The sequence below is a fragment of the Amycolatopsis melonis genome (assembly GCF_040064235.1).
GTDB classification, from domain to species: domain Bacteria; phylum Actinomycetota; class Actinomycetes; order Mycobacteriales; family Pseudonocardiaceae; genus Amycolatopsis; species Amycolatopsis melonis.
In genome coordinates this window covers 217250-238585 of record NZ_JBDZYD010000018.1, presented here as the reverse complement: position 1 = coordinate 238585, position 21336 = coordinate 217250, and the positions used below count along the sequence as shown (strand labels likewise).

Sequence of the window (21336 nt, the reverse complement as noted above, 5' to 3'; positions counted from 1 at the left end):
GAGTGAGAAACAGGGTTAGAACGCTGTTTCTCACTCACGACAAGCCGCGGCAAACCGCTCACGTCGGCGGACCTCGAACCTCCGGCTGGGGGTGGGTCGGTGGGCGGGCTCAGTTGGCGCCTGCCGCGGTGGGGGGCTGGCGGGTGGGGGGGCTCGGTTGGCGGTAGGGAAGTGGGCGGCCGCCGCGGGGTGGGGTCGGCTTAGCTGGTGGTGGGGAAGTGGGCGGCCGCCACGGTGGGGTGGGTTCAGTTGGCGGTGGGGAAGTGGAAGCCTGCCGCCGTGTGGGGCCAGCGGGTGGTTACTACCTTGGCTCGCGTGTAGAACTTGACGCCCTCTGGGCCGTGGATTGGGCTGTCGCCGATGAGGGAGTCCTTCCAGCCGCCGAACGAGTAGTACGACATGGGGACCGGGATCGGGACGTTGACGCCGATCATGCCCACCTTCACCTCGCGCTGGAACTTGCGGGCCGCTTCGCCGCTGGCCGTGAAGATTGCCGTTCCGTTGCCGTACGGGTTGGCGTTGATGATCGCGATGGCCTCGTCGACCGTCTCCGCGCGGACGATCGCCAGGACCGGGCCGAAGATCTCCTCGCGGTAGGCGTCCATCTCCGTGGTCACCCGGTCCAGCAGGGACGGGCCGACGAAGAAGCCTGCTTCGTGGCCTTCGACCTTCAGGTCGCGGCCGTCGACCACCACGGTGGCGCCCTGCTCCGCGCCGCTGGTGACCGCGTTGACCACGCGCTCGCGGGCCGCTTCGGTGACGACCGGGCCCATGTCGCTGGCCGGGTCGGTGCCCGGGCCCACCTTCACCTCGCGGGCCTTGCGCTCGAGGATCTCCACGAGCCGGTCGCCTGCCGAGCCGACCGCCACGCCGACCGAGATCGCCATGCAGCGCTGGCCTGCCGAGCCGAACGCCGCGGCCGTCAGGTGGTTGGCCGCGTACTCCAGGTCGGCGTCGGGCAGGACGACCGCGTGGTTCTTCGCCCCGCCGAGTGCCTGCACGCGCTTGCCCGCCGCGGTGGCGCGGTCGTACACGTACCTGGCGATCGGCGTCGAGCCGACGAACGACACCGCGGCGATGCCCGGGTGGCCGAGGATCGCGTCGACCGCGACCTTGTCGCCGTTGACCACGTTGAACACGCCGTCGGGCAGCCCGGCTTCGGCGTACAGCTCGGCGACCAGTGCCGAGGCCGACGGGTCGCGTTCGCTGGGCTTGAGCACGAAGGTGTTGCCGGTGGCGATCGCGATCGGGTGCATCCACAGCGGCACCATGATCGGGAAGTTGAACGGCGTGATCCCGGCGACCACGCCCAGTGGCTGGCGGAAGTTGTGCACATCGACGTCGCGGGAGACCTGGTCGGAGAAGCTGCCCTTGAGCGCGTCGGCGATGCCGCAGGCGTACTCGACGACCTCACGGCCGCGGACGATCTCGCCGCGGGCGTCGTCGACCACCTTGCCGTGCTCGGCCGAGATGATCCGGGCCAGATCGTCCTCGTGCTTCACCAGCAGCTCGCGGAAGGCGAACATCACCTTGGTCCGCTGGGACAGCGAGGAGTCGCCCCACGTCTCGAAAGCCGTGCCCGCGGCCGCGACCGCAGCGTCCACATCGGACGCTTCGGCGAGCAGGACCTCGGCCCGCTGCTGGCCGGTCGCCGGGTCGAAGACCGGCGCCGTGCGGGTGGAGCCTGCCGGGGTGGCGGCGCCGTTGATCCAGTGTTCGATGGTGTTCACGCCTGCTCCTCCGGGTGGTGCCGCCGGGCCTGCTCGGCCGCGGAGTACGTCTTGTGTTCGGGTTCGGTGCCGGCCGGCCTCATCGCGCGCCTCCGAACGGCAGGCGAGGATCGACTTCCTGCGCCTCCCAGGTCTGGCGCACCCAGCCGTGCGCGGGGTCGTCGCAGATCAGCCACGCCCGCTCCTGGCCGGGGCCGGCCATCACGTTGAGGTAGTACAGGTCGTAGCCCGGCGTGGCCATCGAGGGACCGTGCCAGCCGTGCGGGATCAGCACCACGTCGCCGGAGCGCACCTCGGCGAGCACGTCGATCGGCCGCTCGGCGGTGCCGTAGACCCGCTGGTAGCCCATGCCGCCGCGGGCGACCTCGAAGTAGTAGATCTCTTCCAGCTCGCTCTCGCCCTCGCGGGCTTCGTCGTGCTTGTGCGGCGGGTAGGACGACCAGTTCCCGCCCGGCGTCAGCACCTCGCACACCAGCAGCTGGTCGGCGTCGAAGGTGTGCGGCAGGCAGTAGTTGTTGACCTGGCGGCTGCACTGGCCCGCGCCGCGCAGCTCGACCGGGACGTCCTGCGCCGGGCCGTACCGCGCGGGCAGGCGCTTCGGCGTCCTGGCCGACGGCAACGCGAACCGCCCGGTGCCGGTGATCGTCGCCTCGGCATCCCGGGGCAGGTAGGCGAAATCGGTGACGGCGTCGAACACGCCGGTGCGCCCGGCGAGGGCGAACGTCTCGCCGTCGACCTCGACGGTGCAGCTGCCCGACAGCGGCAGCACGAGCGTCTCGGCATCGCCGGTCGTGACGGCCTGGGAGCCGTCGAGATCGAGGACACGCAGGCCGGAGTAGCCCCAGCCCGCGGACTCCGGGGTGACGACGAGCTCGAACGGTCCTTCGGCGGTGGTGCCCGCCTTCCGGTGCAGGTTCACAGCAGCCCCACCGCCGTGTCGACGGCCTTGGCGACGTCCCCGTCGTGCGGGTACAGCAGCGAGCGCCCGACCACCAGGCCCTGCACGGTCGGCAGGGCCAGCGCCCGCTGCCAGGCCGCGAAGGCCGCGTCCGCGTCCTTGACCTCGCCGCCGAGCAGCACCGCGGGCAGCGTCGAGGACGCCAGCACCCGCTCCATGTCGTCCACCACGGGCAGCTTGAGCCAGGTGTAGGCCGAGGACCGGCCGAGCCCGGCCGCGATGGTGATCGACTTGACGACGGCGTCGGGGGAGAGGTCATTCTTCAGCCGCCCGTCCACCCACGTCGACAGGAACGGCTCGACCATCGCGATCAGCTTGCGGTCGGCCAGTTCGTTGACGGCCTTCGCGGTGTTCTCCAGGACACTCGGGGTGGCCGGGTCGTCGAGGCAGATCCGGGTCAGCGTCTTGCCGCCGTCGAACCGCATCTTCGCGATCGTTTCGGCGTCGTAGCAGGCGAACCGGTCGTCGATCTCGAAGCTCGAGCCGGCCAGCCCGGTGCGGTTCATCGACCCGATCACCGTCTTGCCGTTCAGCACGCCGAGCAGCAGCAGGTCGTCGAGGATGTCCGCGGTCGCCAGCACACCGGTGACGCCGGGCCGTTCCAGCGCGAGGCACAGCCGTTCCAGCAGCTCGCCGCGGTCGGCCATCGCCGTGGGGTTGCCGCCGACCGCGTTCGCACCGCGGGCCGGGTGGTCCGCCGCGATGATCATCGTGCGGCCCCTGTCGTTGAACGGGGATCCGGCCCGCACGCGGTTCGCGGCCGCCTCGGCGATCGCTTCCGGATCGTCGACCCGTTTGGCGACGATCCGCCGCACCAGCTCGGTCACGGTGACAACTCCCAGCTTCCGTACCCGGCCCTCGGTGGCCCGGTCCGGCTCCGACGATTCCAGGGGCCGCGGACTTTGTCAAGACATATGGACAACACGTCATCCCTACAGTGGGCTCCGGCGCGGTAGGCTGCGGCTGATGAGCACGCCGCCACCGGACATCACGTTCCCGGCCTGGGACCCGGGCCGGGAGATCGTGCTGGATCCGGGCAGCCCCGAGCCGCTGTACTTCCAGGTCTCCCGGCAGCTGCACGCCGCGATCGCCGACGGAAGGCTGCCCGCGGGAGCCCGGCTGGACAACGAGGTGGACCTCGCGGCGAGCCTGCGCCTGTCGCGGCCGACCGTCCGCCAGGCGATCCAGACACTGGTCAACCAGGGCCTGCTCGTGCGGCGGCGCGGCGTCGGCACCCAGGTGGTCCGCACGAAGGTGACCCGGCCGCTGCGGCTGAGCAGCCTGTTCGACGACCTGTCCGGCCTCGGCGGCAAGCCGGAGTCCGCGGTGCTGGTCAACCGGGTCGAAGACGCCGACGCGAAAGTGGCCGAGCTGCTGGAGGCGCCGGGCCTGAAGCGGGTGCGGCGGCTGAAGCGGATCCGGTCCACCGACGGCGAGCCGCTGGCCCTGATGAACAACTACCTGCCCGACGGCGTCATCGACCCCACCGACGAGGAACTGCGCGAGCGGGGGCTGTACCAGCTGCTGCGCTCGGCGGGGATCCGGCTGCACGCGGCCGAGCAGAACATCGGCGCCCGCCTGGCCACCGACGAGGACGCGGAACTGCTGCACGAGGAGCCGGGAGCGGCCCTGCTCACGATGCAGCGCACGACGTACGACGACTCCGGGCGGGTGGTCGAGTACGGGTGGCACGTCTACCGGGCTTCGCGGTACACCTTCAACCTTTCGCTGACCAACGGGCCGCAGTAGCTCGCGTGGTCTGCCGCAAGTTGTGGGGGGTGGGGATCCAGGGGTGTACAACCGTTTTTCAAACACCAAAAACCCCCCACCGGGCCGAAGTCGCGGGGGTGGTGGGCCGCATTTTGTGGTGTGGCAGAACCAGGGTTAGAACACTGTTTCTCACTCACGACAAGCCGGGCGTCCGGCGCAGGGCCAGGACGACGGTGTCGTCGGCGTGCAGAACGACGTCGTGCATCCGGGTCACCAGCTCGCGGGGCAGGGACGGCACCGGATGCCCGTGGCACGCCTCGGCCAGTGACAGCAGCCGGGCCTGGCCCTCGTCGAGGTCCTTGCGGCTTTCCACCAGGCCGTCGGTGTACAGCAGCACCGTGTCGCCCGGGGCGAGGACCACGTCGACCAGCCGTCGGCTGCCCGGGTCGGGGAAGCCGACACCCTGGCCGGGGACCGGGGCGGGCAGCAGCCGCGCCGTGCCCGCCGCCGTGACCACCACCGGCTCCGGGTGGCCGCCGTTCGCGAAGCGGGCGTGGCCGGTCGACGGGTCGATGCGGGCCAGCAGCACCGTGGCCATCAGGCCCGGCTCGATCGGCGCCAGCGTGCGGGACGCGTGCGCGATCAGGTCCGGGAACGGATGTCCCGCCAGGGCCAGCGTGCGGATCGCGTGCGTCACCGTGAGGGCGTGGCGGGTCGAGGTGACGCCGTGGCCGACCGCGTCGACCAGGGTCACGTGGACCCGGCCGTCGGGCAGGACGAACCAGTCGTAGAGGTCGCCGCCGGTCGGGGAGTCCTGGTCGGTCGGGGAGTAGTGGACGCCCAGCTCCAGGCCGGGCACCGCGGGCGGGCGCGGGCGCAGCGCGTCCTCCAGCTCGCGGAAGATCACCGCGTGCGCGCGGCGCAGCTGCTCGTCGCGCTGTTCGAGGTCGACGTACATCGCCAGCACGCCGCTGTTGGTCTCCGCCAGCTCGTGCTTGAGGTCCCGCTGTTCCTGGGCGAGCGTGTCGGCCCTGGCGACCAGCGCCAGCATCTCCTCGCGCGTCGCCCGGTCGTCGTCGGGGTCGGCCGGGGCCGTGGTCCGGCCGCCGGTGAGGTGCCAGGTGAGCGTCTCGTCGTCGCCCGGACCCGGCAGCAGCGGCAGCGCGGCGCGGCTGCTCTGGCTCACCGGGTGCGTCAGCCGCATTGTCACGGCCAGCCGCCGGTCCGCCGCGGCCGTTGCCACGTCGACGGTTTCGCCCGCGGTGAGCGCGGGTTCGGCGAGCAGCGTCACGGCCAGCACCAGCCGCCCGCGCTCGTCGGCCGGGACGCCGGCTTCGGCGCAGGCGAAGCGCAGCCGCCGCCGGATGCGGGCCAGGTCGGGGCGCATCAGGCGGACCGGTCCGCGCGCAGGGCGAGCACGGCCGCGTCGTCACGCGGGTTCCGGTGCCGGTGGGCGAGGGTCGCGGCGAGCAGCCGCAGGTCCGCGGACGGCCCGGACACCCGCCAGGCCGTGCCGACGCCGTCGGTGTGCAGGACGACGGCGTCGTCCTCGGCCAGCGGCAGGTGCCGGACCGGCGCCGCCGGCAGCGTGAACCCCACGATGCCGGGGGTGCTGAGCAGCAGCCGGGACGTCCCGCCGCCGACGCTCGCGCCGCTGACGTTGCCGACCCCGCAGAACTCGAGCCGCCGCGGGGCGATCCGCACCAGCGCGATCGCCGCGCCGCGGGTCGTGCGCAGCGCGCGGTGCATGTTCGTGAGCTGGTGGGGCAGCGGGCGGTCCGGGTTCTCGGTGAACACCCGCATTGCCGCGTCCGCGGCCTCGGCGGCGTCGGGCCCGTGCCCCAGCCCGTCGGCGACGACGGCGGTCCGGCTGCCGGTGACGTCGGCCAGCGCGACGGCGTCACCGCAGTATTCCTCGCCCTCGCGGGGCAGCCGGAAGTGCGCGACCGCGCCGGGCGCGGGCCCGGCCGGGTCGAGCAGGCGGGCGGCGGCGAGCGTCCCGGCCTGGGGCGAGGAGGTGATCCGGAACTCCGTCGCCATCCGCTTCACCGCGCCGAGGCCGGTGCCGAGGGTCGCGGTGGTCGTGTTGCCGTCCAGCAGCCAGTGGTCGAGGTCGGCCATGCCGGGACCGTCGTCGGCGGCCAGCACGTCCACGCCGCGCCCGGTCAGCGTCCGCTGCACGAACACCGACCCGCCCGAGGTGTGCTTGTCGATGTTGCCTGCCAGCTCGGACGCCACGACGGCGGCGCGGTCGGCCAGCACCTCCGGCAGTCCCGCGGCGTGCGCGGTTTCGCGCGCCACGCGGGCGGCGGCGTACCCGGCACTCGGGTGGTCGACCCGGATCTGGCGCGTCAGCGCGGCGACGGTGGCGGTCATGACTGCCAGCGCACCACCGTGACCGTGGTGCCGCGGCCGGGTTCGGTGTCCAGCCGGAAGTCGTGGACCAGCCTGCGGGTGCCGCCGAGCCCGTGCCCGAGGCCGGCGCCGGTGCTGAACCCGTCGGTCATCGCCTGCTCGACGTCGGCGATGCCGGGTCCCTCGTCGCGGACCCGCAGCCGCAGCCCGGTCCGCCCGGCCGGGTCCCGCACGACCTCGACGGTCATGGTGCCGCCGCCCCCGTGGATGTAGGCGTTGCGGACCAGCTCGCTGGCCGCCGTGACGATCTTCGTCTGGTCGACGATCGAGAACCCCGCGGCGACCGCGGCGGCCCGCACGGCGTGGCGAGCGGCGAGGAGGTCCTCCTCCGCGCGGACGGGGTACTCGCCCGACGGGACCGTCCGCTCGTCAGGAAGCATGGGGCGCCTCTTCGGGGCGGCGCCACCCCAGCAGTTCCATGGCCTGCTCGGCGTTGAGCGCGGTCTGGACGCCGGTCAGCTGCAGCCCGAGCTCGGTGAGCGTCAGCGCGACGGCCGGGCGCATGCCCGCCACGATCATCCGCGTGCCGAGCAGCCGCCCGGTGGCGGCCAGCTGCATGAGCACGCGCGCGACGAACGAGTCGACGATCTCCAGGCGGGAGATGTCGATGACGACGCCCCGGATGCCCTCGTTCGCGATCCGCGTGGTCAGCTCGTCGGTGAACGCGAGGGCGGTCTTGTCGTCCAGGTCGCTCAGCAGCCCGCCGAGCAGGACGTCCCCGAGCCGCAGGATCGGCAGGCCGGTGTTCACCCGGTCACCGCGCCCGGCCGGGCGCCGTCGCCGAGCAGCTGCATCGCGGTCGCCAGCGCGTCGGCCAGCGAGCCGCGCGTGACGATGTGCGAGAGGTCGATGCCCAGCTGCGTGATGGTCTGGGCGATCGACGGGCGGATGCCGCTGACCACGCACTCGGCGCCCATCAGCCGCACGGCGCTGACGGTCTGCAGCAGGTGCTGCGCCACCGCGGTGTCGACGGTCGGGACGCCGGTGATGTCGATGATCGCCACCCGCGCCTCGTTCGCCTGGATCGCTTCCAGCAGGTTGTTCATCACGACCTGGGTCCGCGCGCTGTCGAGCGTGCCGATCAGGGGGACCGCGAGGACGTGGCGCCACAGCCGCACGACCGGCGTGGACAGCTCGAGCACCTGGCTGTGCTGCTCGCGGATGATCCGTTCGCGCCCGGCGGAGTAGACCTCGAAGGTCAGCACCCCCGCGCTGTCGAGCAGCTCGTTGACCAGCAGCGCGGCCCGGTAGCGCAGGGCCGAGTCCTCGGTGTGCCGCTCGATCGCGCTCAGCATCGTCCGCTTGAGCGCGAGGATCGCCATCGCGGTGGCGGACGGCTCGGCGCCCGCGCGCGCCCGGCGTTCCGACAGCGATGTCAGCGCGTCGCGCACCGCCGGGTCCTGCTCCGCGATCCGGGACACCGCCAGGGTGCCGCCGAGTGCGTTCCGCAGCGCTTCCAGCAGCTCGCGGCCGTCACCGTCGCCCTGGCCCGCCCACTCGCGGGCCAGCGTCGCCCGGTCTTCCTCCAGAATGCGCGCCAGCACCGCGCGAACCTGGCCGTCGTCCGTGCCCAGCACCGACTCCTCCTCCGGTCGTCGGGGCGCGCTCTGCTGTACGCCAGATTACTGTTGTCATATAACAACATTTTGGTCACCGATGCAAATCGGCCTCGGCGAGTGCCTGGTACTCGCGCAGGCCCGCCTCCAGCGCGGCCCGCCCGGCCGGGCTCATCTTCGCCAGCAGCGACTCGACGCCTTCCCGGCGCCGCGCCCGCAGGTCGCGCAGGTAGGCGCGGCCGCGGTCGGACAGCCGCAGCGTCAGCTCGCGGCGGCTGCGCGCGCTGGGCAGGCGGTCGAGGAAGCCCACCGCCTCCAGCCGGTCGCACAGGCGGCTCACCAGCGGCGGCGTGGAACCCAGCTGCTCGGCCAGCTGCCGCAGGTTGATCCCGTCGTGGTGGTCGAGCACGACGACCGCGCGCAGCTGCGACACCGACAGCGGGCGCGGTGAGACGTCCCAGCCGCTCTCGACGACCGACTCGAAGAGGCGGGCGAGGGCCGGCACCTCCGGGTCGTCCTGCTCGCGGGATCGATCCACGGGGTCCACTCTGGCATCCCTATGCTGAACCGGCAGCACAGCTCGCGGCGACTCGCCGTGCGCCGGGCGCGTGCGGATCCCGTGAGCAGGAGGCAGGCGTTGGACAGATCCCTGGCGGTGGAACGGCTTCTGCGTGACGTGCCACCGCACGACCTGCCCGCGGCGTTGCGCTCGGCGCTGCGCGAGCACTTCGGTGCCGAGGCGGTCGAGCTGCTGATGGCCGACTACGCGCTGACCGAGCTGTGCCGGGTGGGGACCCGGCCCTACACGGCCGAGCCGATCCCGGTGGACGGCACGGCACCGGGCGCGGCGTTCGTCGCGCAGGCGGCGACGTTCTCCCGCGACGGCGCGAGCGTGACCGGGTACCTGCCGGTGAGCGTCCGCGGCGACCGGCTCGGCGTCCTGGCCGTCACCTTGCCGTCGGAACCGGAGCCACCCGTCTGGGCGGAGCTGGAGCGGTTCGCCGAGGCGCTGGCGCACGAGCTGTTCGTCGCCGACCGCGACACGGATCTGTACATCCAGGCGCGGCGGTCGTCGCGGCTGACGCTGGCCGCGGAGATGCAGTGGCAGCTGCTGCCGGGCCGGGCGTGCACCCGTGCGGAGTTCGCGCTCGGCGGCCAGCTGGAGCCCGCGTACGCCATCTACGGCGACTGCTTCGACTGGTCGGCGTCGGCCACCAAGCTTGCCGTCACGCTGATCAACGGCATGGGCGAGGGCAGCGAAGCGGCGTTGCTGACCAACCTGGCGGTCAACGCGCTGCGCAACGCGCGCCGGGCAGGCGTGCCGCTCGACGCGCAGGCCGAGCTGGCCGACCAGGCGTTGTACGCGCACTACCGCGGCGCGCAGCACGTGGCCGCGCTGCTGCTGGAGTTCGACCTCGCGACCGGCGCGGTGTCGGTGGTCGACGCCGGCTCGCCGCGGCTGTGGCGGCTGCGCGACGGCAAGGCCGAGCGGATCGTGTTCGACGAGCAGCTCCCGCTCGGCACGTTCGACGGGACGATCTACACGGTCGAAGGATTCCAGGCGGCCGCGGGCGACCGGTTCGTGTTCGTCAGCGACGGCGTCTACAACGCCCGCGGCCCGCACGGCGACCTGTACGGGGACCGCGAGCTGGCCGAAGCCGTGACGGCGACCGCGGAGCTGCCGGCCGCGCACGTGCCGGGCGCGGTGCTGCGTGAGCTGTCGACGCGCCGGCACGGCAGCCAGGCCGAGGACGACGCGATGGTCGTGTGCCTCGACTGGTTCGGCCCGGCTCCGGTGGCCGGGACCGGAGCCAGGGCGGCGGTCACGGTGCGCCGGGCTCCGGACGTGCGGTCGGGAGACGACCTGCGGGGCGCCACTGCGACGACATGAACGACTCGTTCATGTCGTCGGAAGAGGTGAACGAGTCGTTCATGTCGGTTGCCGGTCAGGCCGCGACCGGCTGAGGCTGCGGCTTTTCGCGCGGGGCGCTGGTGACGGCCGCGAGGACCGCGTCGGCGTTCAGTGCCGGGTCCCACAGCTCGCAGCCGACGACGTGGGCGAGCTTGCGGCGGCGGTGCTGCGGGGTGTCGGTCAGCGCGACGTCGGTCGGGCGGCCGTTCTTGACGGCGTGGACCGCGCGGGTCACCAGGATCGCCTCCTGGCGGGTCGTGCCGAGTTCGGCGGCCGCGGCGAAGATTCGCTCCGCCGCGGCGCGGGCCGGGTCGTTCGGGTCGGGTGACGCGGTCAGGCCTGGATCTCCTTCCGGTCCGACTGCGCGCCGCCGATCTCGATGCGCCGCGGCTTCGCCTTCTCGGCGACCGGGATGCGCAGGGTCAGCACGCCGGCCTCGTAGTCGGCGGAGATGTGGTCGGTGTCCAGGCTCTCGCCGAGGAACAGCTGCCGCGAGAAGACACCCAGCGGCCGCTCGGAGACCTGCATCTGGACGTCGTCACCGCCCGGCAGCGGGCGACGCTCGGCCTTGACCGTCAGGACGTTGCGCTCGATGTCGAGCTCGATCGCGTCGGGGGAGACACCGGGCAGGTCGAAGCAGACGACGAACTCGTCGCCGGCGCGGTAGGCGTCCATGGGCATCGCGGCCGGCTTGGACCAGGTTCCGGGGGTGCCGAAGACCTGCTGGGTGAGGCGGTCCAGCTCACGGAACGGGTCGGTGCGCATCAACATCGGGGTCCTCCTCCTTCGGTTCGGTATGTCAACACGCACCACTATTCTACCATGTCATCCAAACGATGACAAGTAGGAAGTCATCCAGAAGATGACATTGACCCGGGTGTGTGAAGCGGGGCCCGGCGGGAACCCGGGAACGGAGATCAACCCCGTACGGAGGAGTCACCCGTGTCCCAGCAGCCCGCCCAGCAGCAGACCCCGCCCGGGACCACCGCCGAGATGACGCCGCGTCCCGACCACGGCGAGCACAGCTACCGCGGCTCCGGCAAGCTGACCGGCAAGGCCGCGCTCATCACCGGGGCCGACAGCGGGATCGGCCGCGCCGTCGCGATCGCCTTCGCGCGGGAAGGCGCCGACGTCCTGATCTCCTACCTGGACGAGCACGAGGACGCCGAAGAGACGCGGCGCTGGGTGGAGGAGGCGGGGCGCAAGGCCGTCGTCGTACCCGGCGACGTCGCCGACCCGGCGCACTGCCGGGCCCTGGTCGCCCGCACGGTCGAGGAGTTCGGCCGGATCGACGTCCTGGTCAACAACGCCGCGTTCCAGATGAGCCACGAGACCCTCGAGGAGATCCCGGACGAGGAGTGGGACCGCACGCTGGCCATCAACCTCAGCGCGTTCTTCCACCTCGCGAAGGCGGCGGTGCCGCACATGAAGCCGGGGTCGTCGATCATCGGCAGCTCGTCGGTGAACTCCGACAACCCGACCCCGCAGCTGCTGCCCTACGACGTGACCAAGGCGGGCATCGCGAACATGACCGCGGCGCTGGCGCAGATGCTCGGGCCGAAGGGCATCCGCGCCAACAGCGTGGCGCCGGGCCCGATCTGGACGCCGCTGATCCCGTCGACCATGCCGGAGGAGCAGGTGAAGTCCTTCGGTGAGCAGGTGCCGCTGGGCCGCGCCGGCCAGCCGGCCGAGCTGGCGCCGGTGTACGTGCTGCTCGCCTCCGACGACGGCAGCTACGTCTCGGGGGCGCGCGTCGCGGTCACTGGCGGTGCGCCGATTCTCTGAAGTCCGCTCGTGAGTGGTGGACGCAGACCGCGAGGTTCCCCGCCACGAACGCCGCGAACAACCACGGCAGCGCCAGGAAGATCCCCGCCGCCAGCAGTCCGAGCGCCACGGCGTCCAGGCCCAGGCACAGCACCAGCGGGACGCGGGCCGGGGACGTCCGCAGCCCGCGCTCGATCCCGTGCAGCCGCCGTCGCTCCCACGCCGTCAGCGGCGGGCCGAAGTCAGCGGCCCCGGGGGTCTTCACTGCTTCCCTGCCCGTCGGGCTGGGTGGCGGCCGCCGCCACTTCGGCCGGGGACGCGGCGCCGGGCGGGTGGCCGCGGGTCACGTGGCCTTCCGCGCGCAGCCGCTCCACCATGTGCGGGTAGTGCAGCTCGAACGCCGGACGCTCGGACCGGATCCGGGGCAGCTCCAGGAAGTTGTGCCGCGGCGGCGGACACGTGGTCGCCCATTCGAGGGAGTTGCCGTAGCCCCACGGGTCGTCGACCTCGACCGGGTCGCCGTAGCGGTAGCTCTTGACGACGTTCCAGATGAACGGCAGCACCGAAAGCCCCAGGAGGAACGCCCCGACCGTGGACACCATGTGCATCCAGGTGAAGTGGTTGCTGGACAGGTAGTCGGCGTAGCGGCGCGGCATGCCCGCGTCCCCGAGCCAGTGCTGGATCAGGAACGTCGTGTGGAAACCGACGAACGTCGTCCAGAAGTGCCACTTCGCCAGTCCTTCGTCGAGCATCCGGCCGGTGATCTTGGGGAACCAGAAGTAGATGCCGGCGAACGTGGCGAACACGATCGTGCCGAAGAGCACGTAGTGGAAGTGGGCGACGACGAAGTAGGTGTCGTGGATGTGGAAGTCCAGCGGCGGCGACGCCAGGATCACCCCGGTCAGGCCGCCGAGCAGGAACGTCACGAGGAAGCCGACCGACCACAGCATCGGCGACTCGAAGGTGATCGCGCCCTTCCACATCGTGCCGATCCAGTTGAAGAACTTGATCCCGGTCGGCACCGCGATGAGGAACGTCATGATCGAGAAGAACGGCAGCAGCACGGCGCCGGTGGCGAACATGTGGTGCGCCCACACCACCGCCGACAGCCCCATGATCCCGATCGTCGCGAACACCATGAGCTTGTAGCCGAACAGCGGTTTCCGGCTGAACACCGGGATGATCTCGGTGACGATCCCGAAGTACGGCAACGCGACGACGTAGACCTCGGGGTGGCCGAAGAACCAGAACAGGTGCTGCCACAGGATCGCGCCGCCGTTCTCCGGATCGAACACGTGCGCGCCGATGTGCCGGTCGGCGAGCAGGCCGAACAGTGCCGCGGTCAGGATCGGGAACGCGAGCAGGATCAGCACCGACGTGAACAGGATGTTCCAGGTGAAGATCGGCATGCGCCACATGAGCATTCCGGGACAGCGCAGGCACACCACGGTCGTGATCATGTTGACCGCGCCGAGGATGGTGCCGAGACCGGTGATGATCAGCCCGCAGATCCACAGGTCACCGCCGATGCCGGGGCTGTGGATGGCGCTGGACAGCGGGGTGTAGGCGGTCCAACCGAAGTCGGGCGGGCCGCCCGGGGTGAGGTAGCCGGACAGCACGATCAGGCCGCCGAACAGGTACAGCCAGTAGGAGAACGCGTTGAGCCGCGGGAACGCCACGTCCGGCGAGCCGATCTGCAGCGGCAGGACGAAGTTGGCGAACCCGAACAGGTTCGGCGTCGCGTAGAGCAGCAGCATGATCGTGCCGTGCATGGTGAACAGCTGGTTGTACTGCTCCGGTGACAGGAACTGCAGGCCGGGCCGGGCCAGCTCGGCGCGCATCAGCAGCGCCGTCAGGCCGCCGACCAGGAAGAAGCCGAACGACGTCGTCAGGTAGAGCACGCCGATCGTCTTGTGGTCGGTGGTCCGGATCGTCTTGAGGATCGTCCCGCCGCGCGGGCCCCGCCACACGGGCCGGTGCGGGATCGGGGTCGGACGGGTCGCCGTGTCGGTCATCGAACTCCCCACCTGGGCCGGTGGACGGGCGGTCCTCGCGCGCGTACCCACTCTCGCCGGCGGATACACGTAGTTTCCGCCGTCCGGGTGGCCCGGTTTGGCGCGGGACGGGCGGGGTATCGCGGGACTGCTGGGTGCCGCCCGGTGCCGAGCCGCGTTCCCTCGTGAAAGGAACCGCCATGTCCACCGCATCCCCCACTCGCACGAGAACGCCCGTGCAGCTCGCCGCCGTGGTCGTCGCGGCCGTCTTCCTGCTGGTCGGTGTGCTCGGCTTCGTCCCGGGCGTCACCACCGACTACGACCAGCTGAGCTTCGCCGGCCACGACTCGATGGCCATGCTGCTGGGCGTGTTCATGGTGTCGGTGCTGCACAACATCGTGCACCTGCTGTTCGGCATCGCGGGCCTGGCCGCGGCCCGCACGGCCCGCGGCGCCCGCCTGTTCCTCATCGCCGGCGGCGCGGTGTACCTGGTCCTGTGGCTGTACGGGCTGCTGATCGACCACGGCAGCGACGCGAACTTCGTGCCGGTCAACACCGCCGACAACTGGCTGCACCTGGGCCTGGGCATCGGCATGATCGCTCTCGGCCTGCTGCTGGGCCGCACGGACCGGGCGGGCGCGGGCCCGCACGCGGCACGGGGTCCCGGCCTCGGCTGACCCGCCGGCCTTGGGAAACCACCTTTGCCGACCTGCGGCTCGCGTGGAACGCGGTCCGGGGCGGAGGGCGGTTTGCCGGTGTCTTGAATGACTCATTCAGGTCTTCGGAGGTCCTGAATGAGTCATTCAAGACGCTGAGGTGAGCCACTGCCGGCCGCCACCAGGCCTGCGCTCGGTCACCGAATGCCCGGTCGCCTTGGGTGCTCTGGCGTCACTCCTCCGAGGTTCGCATCAGCACCATGAGGGAGCGGGCGCCGACCAGGACGGAGCCGTTGCCTGCCACCGTGCGGGGTGTGGCCAGCTGGTCGCCCGCCACGCCGCCGACCAGGATGCCGCCCACCGAGCGGTGGTACACCTCGCCCGTCACCGTGTCGAGGACGATGGCCCACTCCGCGCCGTACTCGCCGTTGGGGACCGTCATCGTGATGTCGTCCTCGTGGGCGTTGAAGCACAGCAGGAACGAGTCGTCCACGACCCGCTCGCCGCGGGCGTCCAGGTCGGGGATGGCCGTGCCGTTGAGGAACACCATGATGCTGCGGCCGAAGCCGGCTTCCCAGTCCCGGTCGGTCATCTCCTCGCCTGCCGGGGTGAACCACGCGATGTCGCGCAGCTCGTCGCCGCGGCGGATCGGGCGGCCCGCGAAGAAACGGCGGCGGCGGAACACCGGGTGCTGGTGGCGCAGGTCGACGACCGCCGAGGTGAACTCGAACAGCTCGCGATGCTTCTCCAGCAGCGACCAGTCCACCCAGGACAGCTCGTTGTCCTGGCAGTACGCGTTGTTGTTGCCCTGCTGGGTGCGGCCCAGCTCGTCGCCGTGGAGGAGCATCGGCACGCCCTGGGACAGCAGCAGCGTCGCGATCATGTTGCGGCGCTGGCGGGCACGCAGGTCGAGGACCTTCTCATCCTCGGTCGGGCCCTCCACTCCGCAGTTCCACGACCGGTTGTCGTCGGCGCCGTCCCGGTTCTCCTCGCCGTTGGCCTCGTTGTGCTTTTCGTTGTAGGAAACCAGGTCCGTCAGGGTGAAGCCGTCGTGCGCGGTGACGAAGTTGATCGACGCGAACGGGCGGCGGCCGTCGCTCTGGTAGAGGTCCGACGAGCCGGTGATGCGGGAGGCGAACTCGCCCAGCGTTGCCGGCTCGCCGCGCCAGAAGTCGCGGACGGTGTCGCGGTAGCGGCCGTTCCACTCCGTCCACAGTGGCGGGAAGTTGCCGACCTGGTAGCCGCCGGGGCCGACGTCCCACGGCTCGGCGATCAGCTTCACCTGGCTCACCACCGGGTCCTGCTGCACCAGGTCGAAGAACGTGGCCAGCCGGTCGACGTCGTAGAACTCGCGGGCGAGCGTGGCGGCGAGGTCGAACCGGAAGCCGTCGACGTGCATCTCGGTCACCCAGTACCGCAGCGAGTCCATGATGAGCTGCAGCGTGTGCGGCTGGCGCACGTTGAGCGAGTTGCCGGTACCGGTGTAGTCCATGTAGTACTGGGGGTCGTTCTCGACCAGCCGGTAGTACGCGCGGTTGTCGATGCCGCGCATCGACAGCGTCGGCCCGAGGTGGTTGCCCTCGGCGGTGTGGTTGTAGACGACGTCGAGGATCACCTCGATGCCCGCCTCGTGCAGCGTCCGCACCATCGCCTTGAACTCGTGCACCTCGCTGCCCGGCGTCGCGGGCAGGATCGACGCGGCGTAGCCGTTGTGCGGCGCGAAGTAGGCGATCGTGTTGTAGCCCCAGTAGTTCGCGAGACCGCGCTCGGTCAGGGCGTGGTCGTGCAGGAACTGGTGGACCGGCATCAGCTCGACGGCGGTGACGCCGAGCGTCTTCAGGTATTCGATCATCACCGGGTGGGCCAGCCCGGAGTAGGTGCCGCGCAGCTCCTCCGGGATGTCCGGGTGCAGCTTGGTCAGCCCGCGGACGTGGGCCTCGTAGACGACGCTTTCGTTGTACGGCACGTTCGGCGGCCGGTCGTTGGCCCAGTCGAAGTACGGGTTGACGACCACCCCGCGGACGGTGTGCGCCGCGGAGTCGTCGTCGTTGCGCTCCCCGGGACGGCCGAACCGGTAGCCGAACACCGACTCGTCCCAGTCGACCCGGCCGGTGACCGCCTTGGCGTACGGGTCCAGCAGCAGCTTCGCGGGATTGCACCGCAGCCCGTTCGCGGGATCGTGCGGCCCGTGGATGCGGTAGCCGTACTCCTGGCCGGGCCCGATCCCGGTCAGGTAGCCGTGGTGGACGAAGCCGTCGACCTCCGGCAGCCGGATCCGGGTCTCGGTTCCGTCCGGGTCGAACAGGCAGAGGTCGACGCGGTCGGCGACCTCCGAGAAGAGCGCGAAGTTGGTGCCGACGCCGTCGTAGTCGGCGCCGAGCGGGTAGGGGGAACCAGGCCAAGGCTGCACAGGGCCTCCACAGGTGCGAGGGATCCCCGGCTGGATACCCAGCCGGGGCCTCGCGAATCCGTGACCGGCCTCTCCTCACCCGGACGGCCGCCCGGCGTCAGGTCAGCTTGTTCTTGACCTCCTTGGCCTTGCCCTTGGCGGTGCCCTTCGCGTCCTGCAGCGGCGCGTAGGTGCCGTAGAGGGCGGGGTCGGGCTTCGGCGCGGTGCCCGGACCGCCGAGCGGCTCGGGGTCCATGAGGTACTCGATGCCGGACTCGGTGGTCCAGCTCGCGCCCTTGGCGCCGTCGGGACCGTCGGACAGGTGCCAGATCGTGCTGTTGTGGGTCTGGTCCTCTTCGTCGAACAGCGCACTCGGCGCGATGTCGTCTTCGAGGCCGTCGGCCTTCAGCTCCTCGATCGCGGCCAGCCACTGCTTCTGGTGGACGGTGTCGCGGGCGAGGTTGAACTTGAGCATGGCCTTGACGCCGGGATCGTCGGTCATGTTGTACAACCGCGCGGTCTGGAGCCGTCCCTGTGCTTCGGCGGCGGCGTTGGCGCGGAAGTCGGCGAGCAGGTTCCCGGAGGCGACGATGTACTTGCCGTTCCACGGCGTGCCGTTGCTGTCGGCGGGCAGCGCGCCCCCACCGGCGACAATGGCCTGCTGGGGATCCATGCCCCCGAGCACGGCGGCCATGACCGGGTCCTTGACGGCCTCGGCCGTCGCGGTCGCGGGCGCGCCTTCGAGCAGGCGGGCGACCATGGTGGCGAGCATTTCGACGTGCCCGATCTCCTCGGTCGCGGTGTCCATGATGAGGTCCTTGTACTTGCCTTCGATGCGGCAGTTCCAGCCCTGGAACAGGTACTGCATGGTCACGGTCATCTCGCCGAAGGCGCCGCCGATCAGCTCCTGGAGCTTGTGGGCGTAGACGGGGTCCGGCTTCTCGGGCTTGGCTTCGAACTGCAGCAGCTTCGTGTGACGGAACACAGGGGTTCCCTTCGTCATCCGCGGTGATGCCGCCTGGGGACCGGCGGGTCCACCGGGCTTTCCCGGTTAGCGGACGGTTAACCACGGCGATTCCACGAGCCTCCGGGATGGCAACCTCAGGGGCGCCGTGCTTGCCGCTGACGGTGCTGGTGGCGGACGGCTCGACGCCCGCTCGCGTGGGCTGAAAGGGACTTTCCTTGCGTCTGATGCACGGAAAGTCCCTTTCGCTGCATCGGATGAGACGAACGTCCCTTTCAGCCCACCCCCGCCGGCTGGTCGTGACGGGCGGCTCAGGGAGCCCATGGCGGCGCCACGAGCCACGTGCTGTCGGCCGTCAGCGTCTGGGGCCGGTCCGAGCCCGAACCGCCGCCCGAAGCGATGTACACCGCCGCGTCGTAATGGCGGACGAAGGCGCCCGGGAAGTTCAGGGACTCGAACGTCACGCCCGTTCCCGCCAGGCCCGGGCGCGCGCAGAACGTCGCGTCCGCGCGCGTCAGTGCCGTGCCGTCGTCCGGGGAGATGCGGACGCGGCCGTCGCGGTGACGCAGGAACTGGCCAGGGTAGTTCACCGATTCGAAGGAATAGCACGACGATTCGCCGAGCCCGCGGCGCACCGTGAAGGTCGCGTCCTGCTTGAGCAGCGTGCTGCTGCCGCTGGTGACCACCGCCGTGTACGCGAGCCCGTCGGCGTGGCGCAGGGATCGGTCGGTGTACCCCCACGTCGTCACCCGCAGCGACTGGCGGGCGTTCACCGTCAGGGGCACCGAACTGCGCCACAACGCCGGGGCCGAGACGTCCCAGGTGGCGTCGGCGGCGAAGCTCGCCGGGGTGTCCCAGGGGTTGCTGCCGCCGCTGACCGCCAGGTAGACGTTCTCGGCGTAGTGACGCAGGTAGCGGCCGGGGAAGTTCAGCGACTCGAACGATGTCCCGCCCGCCGCCAGGCCCGGGCGGCTGCACCAGGTGGCGTCCGCGGTGAACGTGCCGCCGGTGTCGGCGTCGATGCGGACGCGGCCCTCGGCGTGGCGCAGGAACTTCCCGGGGAAGTTGACCGACTCGAACGAGAAGCAGCGCGGGTTCGCCAGCCCGGCGACCGTCCGGAACGAGGCGTCCTGGCGCGGTCCGTCGGCGCTGCCCGTCGTCAGGACGTCGGTGCGGGCGAAGGAATCCGCGTGCCGCAGGTAGCGGTCGGTGTACCCCGGCGTGGTCACCCGGAACGACCGGACGTGCCCGAGCGTCAGCGGCACCGCCGCGTTCAGGTTCCGTGACGCCGCGATCAGGTCGGCGTGCGCGGCGCGGACGCGGGCGGTGTCGACCTTCTGCACCCGGCGGTCGTAGGTGAACAGGCCGTTGTACTCGCCCTCGACGTCGGTCAGCTCGGTGTAGACGAACGCCGAAAGGCCCTTGGTGGTCATCAGCTGCCGCGCGTCCCGGACCATCCCGGTGTAGCGGTCGTTCAGCTGCGCCGCGCTCGCCATCGGCTCGTAGGCGAAGAAGTTCCCGGTGGGGCTGTACTCGTGGCCGGGGGTGCGCAGGCCGAGCCCGCCGAACTCGCCGAGCACCGACACGCGGCTGCCGGACGGCCGCGGCGCGTCCGGGCCGGTGTAGACGTGCCAGTCGAGGATGTCACCCGTGCCCGGATCACCCTTGGCGTAACAGCAGTTGACGCCGCTGTGGGGGTTCATCAGGCGGGTAGGGTCGTAGCTTTCCAGGCTGCTGGTGACGCGCTTGGTGTCGTCGAGGTTCCATTCGCCCCAGCCCTCGTTGAACGGCACGTAGGTCACGACGGCGGGCGAGAAGCGGTGCTCGTCGACGATCTCGCGGGCCTCGGTCTCGAACTCGGCGATCTGCGCCGGCGTCCGGGTGAAGTCGTTCCACGTCGTCGAGGGGATGTCCTGCCACACCAGCAGACCCAGCCGGTCGGCCCAGTAGTACCAGCGTGCCGGCTCCACCTTGATGTGCTTGCGGACCATGGTGAAGCCCAGGTCCTTGTGCTTCTGCAAGTCCGACGCCAGTGCCGCGTCGGTGGGCGCGGTGTACAGGCCGTCCGGCCAGAACCCCTGGTCGAGGGTGCCGATCTGGAAGACGAACTCGCCGTTCAGCGTCGGCCGCAGCACGCCGTTGACGACCTTCGTGCCGACCTCGCGCATGCCGAAGTAGCTCACGACCTGGTCGACGGTCGCGCCCGCGGGATCGCGCAGCGACACGCGCAGGTCGTAGAGGAACGGGTCGTCGGGCGACCACCGCCGCGCGCCGGGCACCGGCACGGAGAACTCCGTGAAGCCGCCGGTGGCGCTGCCGACGACGGTCCCGCCGGTCATCGCCTCGGCGAGCACCGAGTAGCCGGTGACGTCACCACGGCCGGACACCCGCACGCGCGCGGTGTTGTCCGCGAGGTTCGGGCGGATGTCGACGTTCAGCACCGACGACGCCGCGGTCGGCTCCAGCCAGACGGTCTGCCAGATGCCGGAGGAGGGCGTGTAGAAGATGTTCGACGGGGTGGTGGCCTGCTTGCCGACCGGCTGTTTCTCGCCGCGGCCGTCGGTGGGGTCGTAGACACGGACGACCAGCTCGTTGGTGCCTCCGTTGAGCTGCGCGGTGACGTCGGTTTCGAAGCGGTCGTAGCCGCCCTTGTGCGTGGCGACCTGCACGCCGTTGACCCAGACCGTGGCCTCGTAGTCGACCGCGCCGAAGTGCAGCTGCACGTGCCGTCCCGCCCACGCCGCCGGCACGGTGAAGGTGCGGCGGTAGAACATCAGGTCGCGGTTGTCGTTGCGCATGATGCCCGACAGCGCCGACTCGACGGGGTAGGGCACCAGGATGCGCTCGGGCAGCGTCTGCCCCAGCGGTGGCGCGGCGTAGCGGTCGACGCTGCCGCCCGCGCCGGTGGCGGGGTTGAGGAACTCCCACTCGCCGTTGAGCGACTGCCACTCGGGCCGCGTCAGCTGCGGGCGCGGGTACTCGGGCAGCGGGTCGGTGGTGCTGACCTGTGCCGTCCACGGCGTGGACAGCGGCGGCGGCTTGGGGGTCACGGCGGCGTGTGCCACGGGAGCCGCGACGGCGGCGCACAGCAGCGTGAGAACCAGGACGGCGAGACGGCGCATCGCGGACTCCTCGGGGACGACGTGGTGCCTCGTTCACGCGCGGGGCCCCTCCGCGGTTGCGTCCGGCGGGAAACCCGTGCCGGATTCGCCTTGATTGCCAAGGATGTGCCCGTCTGGTTACAGTCTGCGCGCTGAGAGCGCTCCCAGGCTTCCCCGACGACGAGGA

At 71.1% G+C, this 21336-nt stretch carries 20 protein-coding genes; 4 read left to right on the top strand and 16 right to left on the bottom strand.

What is annotated here, in order from left to right; translation table 11 throughout:
* Positions 1 to 245: 245 nt before the first annotated feature.
* The 3 genes from ABJI51_RS39820 to ABJI51_RS39810 form a co-directional block, all read right to left on the bottom strand.
* A complete protein-coding gene (locus ABJI51_RS39820; RefSeq protein ID WP_348956342.1) occupies positions 246 to 1730 on the bottom strand; it encodes a CoA-acylating methylmalonate-semialdehyde dehydrogenase in 1485 nt (494 codons plus the stop codon).
* 79 nt (positions 1731 to 1809) lie between these two features.
* Complete coding sequence (gene iolB, locus ABJI51_RS39815; RefSeq protein WP_348956341.1) at positions 1810 to 2649, bottom strand: 5-deoxy-glucuronate isomerase; 840 nt, start codon at positions 2647 to 2649, stop codon at positions 1810 to 1812.
* Entirely contained in the window at positions 2646 to 3515 is an 870-nt protein-coding gene (locus tag ABJI51_RS39810) for a Cgl0159 family (beta/alpha)8-fold protein (RefSeq protein WP_348956340.1), read from the bottom strand. Before ABJI51_RS39810 ends, iolB begins: the two co-directional genes overlap by 4 nt.
* Before the next feature lie 139 nt (positions 3516 to 3654).
* Between ABJI51_RS39810 and ABJI51_RS39805 the strand changes: the two genes are divergently transcribed.
* Positions 3655 to 4437 (top strand): GntR family transcriptional regulator, encoded by a 783-nt coding sequence (locus tag ABJI51_RS39805; protein ID WP_348956339.1) that lies wholly within the window; start codon positions 3655 to 3657, stop codon positions 4435 to 4437.
* 154 nt (positions 4438 to 4591) lie between these two features.
* On the opposite strand, the gene ABJI51_RS39800 is transcribed toward ABJI51_RS39805, so the two are convergent.
* The 6 genes from ABJI51_RS39800 to ABJI51_RS39775 form a co-directional block, all read right to left on the bottom strand.
* Positions 4592 to 5785 (bottom strand): PP2C family protein-serine/threonine phosphatase, encoded by a 1194-nt coding sequence (locus tag ABJI51_RS39800; RefSeq protein ID WP_348956338.1) that lies wholly within the window; start codon positions 5783 to 5785, stop codon positions 4592 to 4594.
* A complete protein-coding gene (locus ABJI51_RS39795) occupies positions 5785 to 6774 on the bottom strand; it encodes a SpoIIE family protein phosphatase (protein WP_348956337.1) in 990 nt (329 codons plus the stop codon). The genes ABJI51_RS39800 and ABJI51_RS39795 overlap by 1 nt, the downstream gene beginning before the upstream one ends.
* Positions 6771 to 7193, bottom strand: coding sequence for an ATP-binding protein (locus ABJI51_RS39790; protein WP_348956336.1), 423 nt, complete (start codon positions 7191 to 7193; stop codon positions 6771 to 6773). Before ABJI51_RS39790 ends, ABJI51_RS39795 begins: the two co-directional genes overlap by 4 nt.
* Entirely contained in the window at positions 7183 to 7563 is a 381-nt protein-coding gene (locus tag ABJI51_RS39785) for an STAS domain-containing protein (protein ID WP_348956335.1), read from the bottom strand. The genes ABJI51_RS39790 and ABJI51_RS39785 overlap by 11 nt, the downstream gene beginning before the upstream one ends.
* Positions 7560 to 8390: an STAS domain-containing protein gene (locus tag ABJI51_RS39780; RefSeq protein WP_348956334.1), complete on the bottom strand. Its 831-nt coding sequence runs from the start codon at positions 8388 to 8390 to the stop codon at positions 7560 to 7562. The genes ABJI51_RS39785 and ABJI51_RS39780 overlap by 4 nt, the downstream gene beginning before the upstream one ends.
* 73 nt (positions 8391 to 8463) lie before the next feature.
* Positions 8464 to 8907 (bottom strand): MarR family transcriptional regulator, encoded by a 444-nt coding sequence (locus ABJI51_RS39775; RefSeq protein WP_431605708.1) that lies wholly within the window; start codon positions 8905 to 8907, stop codon positions 8464 to 8466.
* Between the two features lie 99 nt (positions 8908 to 9006).
* On the opposite strand from ABJI51_RS39775, the gene ABJI51_RS39770 reads away from it, so the two are divergent.
* The gene (locus ABJI51_RS39770; protein ID WP_348956333.1) at positions 9007 to 10260 is read left to right on the top strand and encodes a PP2C family protein-serine/threonine phosphatase; all 1254 of its coding nucleotides are present in this window, start codon (positions 9007 to 9009) and stop codon (positions 10258 to 10260) included.
* A 55-nt stretch (positions 10261 to 10315) separates the two neighbouring features.
* Here the strand turns inward: ABJI51_RS39770 and ABJI51_RS39765 are convergent, their stop codons facing one another.
* Complete coding sequence (locus tag ABJI51_RS39765) at positions 10316 to 10516, bottom strand: hypothetical protein (protein ID WP_348956332.1); 201 nt, start codon at positions 10514 to 10516, stop codon at positions 10316 to 10318.
* A gap of 98 nt (positions 10517 to 10614) precedes the next feature.
* Positions 10615 to 11052 (bottom strand): Hsp20/alpha crystallin family protein, encoded by a 438-nt coding sequence (locus ABJI51_RS39760; protein WP_348956331.1) that lies wholly within the window; start codon positions 11050 to 11052, stop codon positions 10615 to 10617.
* Positions 11053 to 11223: 171 nt separating this feature from the next.
* Here ABJI51_RS39760 and ABJI51_RS39755 point away from each other — a divergent pair, with 171 nt between their 5' ends.
* Positions 11224 to 12066 carry an SDR family oxidoreductase gene (locus tag ABJI51_RS39755; RefSeq protein ID WP_348956330.1) on the top strand — a complete coding sequence of 281 codons (843 nt, stop codon included), beginning with the start codon at positions 11224 to 11226 and terminating at the stop codon, positions 12064 to 12066.
* Here ABJI51_RS39755 and ABJI51_RS39750 read toward each other — a convergent pair.
* Both ABJI51_RS39750 and ctaD read right to left on the bottom strand, forming a co-directional pair.
* Complete coding sequence (locus ABJI51_RS39750) at positions 12041 to 12310, bottom strand: hypothetical protein (RefSeq protein ID WP_348956329.1); 270 nt, start codon at positions 12308 to 12310, stop codon at positions 12041 to 12043. The two genes, ABJI51_RS39755 and ABJI51_RS39750, sit on opposite strands and share 26 nt — an antisense overlap.
* On the bottom strand, positions 12288 to 14060 hold the full coding sequence (gene ctaD / locus ABJI51_RS39745) for an aa3-type cytochrome oxidase subunit I (RefSeq protein ID WP_348956328.1): 1773 nt from the start codon (positions 14058 to 14060) through the stop codon (positions 12288 to 12290). The genes ABJI51_RS39750 and ctaD overlap by 23 nt, the downstream gene beginning before the upstream one ends.
* A gap of 179 nt (positions 14061 to 14239) precedes the next feature.
* Here ctaD and ABJI51_RS39740 point away from each other — a divergent pair, with 179 nt between their 5' ends.
* Positions 14240 to 14716, top strand: a complete 477-nt coding sequence (locus tag ABJI51_RS39740; protein ID WP_348956327.1) for a DUF4383 domain-containing protein — start codon at positions 14240 to 14242, stop codon at positions 14714 to 14716.
* A 211-nt stretch (positions 14717 to 14927) separates the two neighbouring features.
* Here the strand turns inward: ABJI51_RS39740 and glgX are convergent, their stop codons facing one another.
* The 3 genes from glgX to ABJI51_RS39725 all read right to left on the bottom strand — a co-directional run bounded on the left by glgX (position 14928) and on the right by ABJI51_RS39725 (position 21170).
* A complete protein-coding gene (glgX, locus tag ABJI51_RS39735) occupies positions 14928 to 17105 on the bottom strand; it encodes a glycogen debranching protein GlgX (protein ID WP_348956326.1) in 2178 nt (725 codons plus the stop codon).
* Positions 17106 to 17202: 97 nt separating this feature from the next.
* Positions 17203 to 18069: a manganese catalase gene (locus tag ABJI51_RS39730; protein ID WP_348956325.1), complete on the bottom strand. Its 867-nt coding sequence runs from the start codon at positions 18067 to 18069 to the stop codon at positions 17203 to 17205.
* A gap of 290 nt (positions 18070 to 18359) precedes the next feature.
* On the bottom strand, positions 18360 to 21170 hold the full coding sequence (locus ABJI51_RS39725) for an AbfB domain-containing protein (protein WP_348956324.1): 2811 nt from the start codon (positions 21168 to 21170) through the stop codon (positions 18360 to 18362).
* Between the last annotated feature and the right edge of the window lie 166 nt (positions 21171 to 21336).